This is a genomic window from Mesorhizobium sp. M7A.F.Ca.CA.004.12.1.1, assembly GCF_003997835.1.
Taxonomy (GTDB): Bacteria; Pseudomonadota; Alphaproteobacteria; order Rhizobiales; family Rhizobiaceae; genus Mesorhizobium.
In genome coordinates this window covers 1-3,659 of the sequence record NZ_RZRK01000625.1, presented here as the reverse complement: position 1 = coordinate 3,659, position 3,659 = coordinate 1, and the positions used below count along the sequence as shown (strand labels likewise).

Below are 3,659 nucleotides of genomic sequence, written 5' to 3'. Positions count from 1 at the left end.
TGTCGTCCGCTGCGCGGACCACGCCTCGACTCCCCGTATAGTGACGGGGAGAAGGGGCTCGCGATAACCTCGTCGCCTGTCTTGCAACGTTGGACATTGGCGAAACCGGTAATTACTGCGCCCCTCTCCCCGTCCCTATACGGGGAGAGGATGCCGGCAGGCAGGTGAGGGGCAGCGCCGGCGTTCGCAAAAAAGTGACGCGAATTCGAAATCCGAAGCGATTGCCCAGGTAAGCGGCGGGGGCGAAGTAGCTACCTTATCCGCGCGTCGATGATCTCGACGAAACGTGCGAACAGGCCAGCCTGCGACTTGATCTTGAGCTTGCGGTAGATGTTGCGGCGATGGACCTTCACGGTTCCCGGCACGATGCGCATGGCCCTGGCGATCGATTCCGTCGAATGCCCCTGCAGCACAAGGTCGACGACATGTTTTTCGCGCGGCGTCAGCGACAGGCTCTGCCAGATGTGGGCGCGGTCGAACTCGTTGACCGGAGTGGTTGTCTCGTCCTGCTGCGCCTCTGCCGGTTCGTCGGCCGGAAGGGCGGGCCAGCGCAGCCTGGCGAAGCTGATCACCGCCGGCGCCATGTCGCGCAGCAATCTGGCATCGGCGGTGCCGAACGGGCCTGAAGCGCGCAGCCGCATCAGTGAGAGCACCAGCGCATCCTTGCCCGGTAACGGCACGAAGAAGCCGACCTCCTCGGCCAGCCTGGTCTGGCTGTAGTAGGAGCGGAAATACTCGCTGGCATAGAAGCGGTCCGGCGCCAGTTCGCGCATGCGCCAGAACCCTTCCTTGCGCTCGACCGCCGCGTGATGGAACGGGTCGAGCAGATAGGGTCCCTCCTGGTAGAGCGCGACGAAGACGTGGCTTTCGGCCGGCGAGAAGGTTTCGAACAGCAGCGGCGGGCGCGCCGCGCCGCGATAGCCGAACACCACGCAGTGGTCGAAGCTGACATGGAGCCGCAGCCAATCGACCAGCGCATTGCCGAACAGGTCGCCACTGGTCTCCCGCGTCGCCGCGACGAGCGTGGCGAGCTGGCTGTATTCGTCGCTGCGGGACAATCTATACCCCCTTAAACGAGAAAATAGATCAGATATACCACCTGAGAGGTATATACTAGCCGCCATTGGCTCTGGTAGCGTCCCGATATTGCCCTGTTGCTGGAGCCATCAGCCTTGACCGCAGTGCCGGACATCGAGTTTCGCGGCGTCACCAAGCGCTATGGCGCGGTGACCGCGGTCAGCGGCATCGATCTCGCTGTCCCGCCCTCCGCCTTTGTCGCGTTGCTCGGGCCGTCCGGCTGCGGCAAGACCACCTGCCTGCGCATGATCGGCGGCTTCGAGCAGCCGAGCGAAGGCCGGGTGTTCATTCGCGGCCAGGACATGGCCGGCACGCCGCCCTACCGGCGGCCGGTCAACATGGTGTTCCAGCAATACGCGCTGTTTCCGCATCTCGATGTCGAGGACAATGTCGCCTACGGGCTGCGCCAGGCGCGGCCAAGGCTGTCTTCGCGCGAGATCGCCTCAAGAGCGGGCGAGGCGCTCGAAATGGTGCGGCTCGCCGGCTATGGCCGCCGCAAGATCCACGAACTGTCGGGCGGCCAGCAGCAGCGTGTGGCGCTGGCACGAGCCCTGGTCAACAAGCCGGCGGTGCTCTTGCTCGACGAGCCGCTGGCTGCGCTCGACAAGAAGCTGCGCACCGACATGCAGATCGAGCTGCAGAACCTGCAGCGCGAGATCGGCATCACCTTCGTGCTGGTCACGCACGACCAGGAGGAAGCGCTGTCGATGAGCGATTTCGTCTGCGTCATGAACGGCGGCCGCATCGTCCAGCTCGGGCAGCCGAGCGAGATCTATGACGAACCGGCCGATTTGTTCGTCGCCGATTTCGTCGGCAAGACCAACCTCTTGAGCGGTACCGTCGCCGGACATTCGGGCGATCTGGTGGAGGTGGCGCTTGCCGACGGCACCGTCATTGCAGCGCGCAAGCGCACCGCCCTGCAGCAAGGTGAGGCCGTTTCGGTCAGCCTTCGTCCTGAATCGCTCAGCCTTGGCGCTCAGACGGGCGGCCCTTTCAAGGGCATCGTCCGCAACCGAATTTTCCTCGGCTCGACAGCGGAATACGCGATCGAGGTCCAGGGCATCGGAACGCTGCTGGCCAAGGCCGATCACCTGATCGGCCACGGCAATCTCTTCAAGCCGGGTGAACCCGTCGCCATCGGCTTTGCCTCCGGAACGCCGCTGGCGTTTGCGGAGACCAAGAACAACGGGGCCAACCAGAGGGTAGATAAACATGTCGAAATCATATCGTGACGGACTGCCGATAAGTTCCGAGAAATTCGTCGACCAGTTGATGCGCCTCAAGCGCGGCTCGATCGGCCGCCGCGACTTCCTCGGCCTTACCGGCCTTGGCATTGCCACGGCGGTGATGGCGCGCGAGATCGGCATCATGCCGACACCGGCCTTCGCCGCGGAAAGCCTTGGCGACCGCATGTCGATCGCCACCTGGCCGAACTATCATGATCCGGCGACCTTCGAGAACTTCAAGAAGGACACCGGCGTCGCCGTCGAGGTCAATGTGTTCGGCTCCAATGAGGAGATGCTGGCCAAGCTGCAGGCCGGAGCCTCGGGCTGGAGCCTGTTCGTGCCGACCAACTACACGATTTCCACCTACAAGAAACTCGGCATCATCGAGCCGCTGGAGATGGCGAAGCTGCCGAATTTCGACGGCTCGCAGCAAGATCCCCGCTTCACTGGGGAAGGCACGATCGATGCGGTGACCTATGCGGTGCCGAAGAACTGGGGCACCACCGGCTTTGCCGTCAACACGAAGAAGCTGACCAAGCCGATGACCACCTGGAAGGAGTTCTGGGATACCGCCATGGCCGAAGGCGACAGCCGCACCATGGTGCACGACTACCAGCTGACCACGATCGGCAATGCGCTGAAATATTACGGCTATTCGTTCAACTCGTTGAAGCAAGACGAGCTCGCCAAGGCGGAGGAACTGCTGCTCAAGGTCAAGCCGCATCTGTTCGCGGTCTCCTCCGACTACCAGCCGGGCATGCGCGCCGGCGACGCCTGGATGACGATGTGCTGGACGAACGATGGCGCGCAGTTGCATCGCGACATTCCCGAGATCGCCTATGTGCTGGGCAAGGAAGGCGGCGAGATCTGGACCGATTTCTACGCCATTCCGAAAGATGCGCCGAACAAGCCGGCCGGCTACGCCCTGCTCAACTACCTGATGAACCCGCAGGTGGCGGTGAAGGAGCATCTGGCCAATGGTGCGCCGTCGACCGATGCGCGGGTCAACAAGCTGCTGCCCAAGGAAGTGCTCGACAATCCGATCCTCTATCCGGCGGCCGACCTGTTGACGCCGCTGGAATTCGGCGCGGCGGCAACGCTGACAGATCCCGGCCGCGCAGAGCTGATGGCGCGCTTCAAGTCGGCCTGAGGGGCGGTCTGGCGCGGACAATTGACCGGCGGGCATATGTCCGCCGGTATCGGGGCGGTTTTCAATGCGCGGCAATAGATTTCGTCACAACCTCACGACCGCCATGCTGCTCGGTCCGGCGACCGCGTGGCTGGTGGTGTTTCTGGTGCTGCCATTCATTGCCATCGCGGTGTTCAGCGTCGGCGAACGGGCGCCGGACCGAGCAG

At 63.4% G+C, this 3,659-nt stretch carries 3 protein-coding genes and 1 pseudogene; 3 read left to right on the top strand and 1 reads right to left on the bottom strand.

Going from position 1 to position 3,659, the window contains the following annotated elements; translation table 11 throughout:
* Positions 1-251: 251 nt before the first annotated feature.
* Positions 252-1,058 carry a LuxR C-terminal-related transcriptional regulator gene (locus EN984_RS26415; protein WP_127270019.1) on the bottom strand — a complete coding sequence of 269 codons (807 nt, stop codon included), beginning with the start codon at positions 1,056-1,058 and terminating at the stop codon, positions 252-254.
* A gap of 114 nt (positions 1,059-1,172) precedes the next feature.
* On the opposite strand from EN984_RS26415, the gene EN984_RS26410 reads away from it, so the two are divergent.
* From EN984_RS26410 to EN984_RS39020, 3 genes and pseudogenes are all read left to right on the top strand, one after another.
* Positions 1,173-2,309, top strand: a complete 1,137-nt coding sequence (locus EN984_RS26410) for an ABC transporter ATP-binding protein (protein ID WP_127270017.1) — start codon at positions 1,173-1,175, stop codon at positions 2,307-2,309.
* On the top strand, positions 2,290-3,453 hold the full coding sequence (locus tag EN984_RS26405) for a spermidine/putrescine ABC transporter substrate-binding protein (protein ID WP_127266979.1): 1,164 nt from the start codon (positions 2,290-2,292) through the stop codon (positions 3,451-3,453). Before EN984_RS26410 ends, EN984_RS26405 begins: the two co-directional genes overlap by 20 nt.
* 64 nt (positions 3,454-3,517) lie before the next feature.
* Positions 3,518-3,659, top strand: a pseudogene (locus EN984_RS39020) (ABC transporter permease); the annotation flags it as partial.

What these genes read in the sequence shown, in the direction of transcription:
- EN984_RS26405 (WP_127266979.1), top strand. Translation starts at nt 2,290, where the DNA reads ATGTCGAAATCATATCGTGACGGACTGCCGATAAGTTCCGAGAAATTC.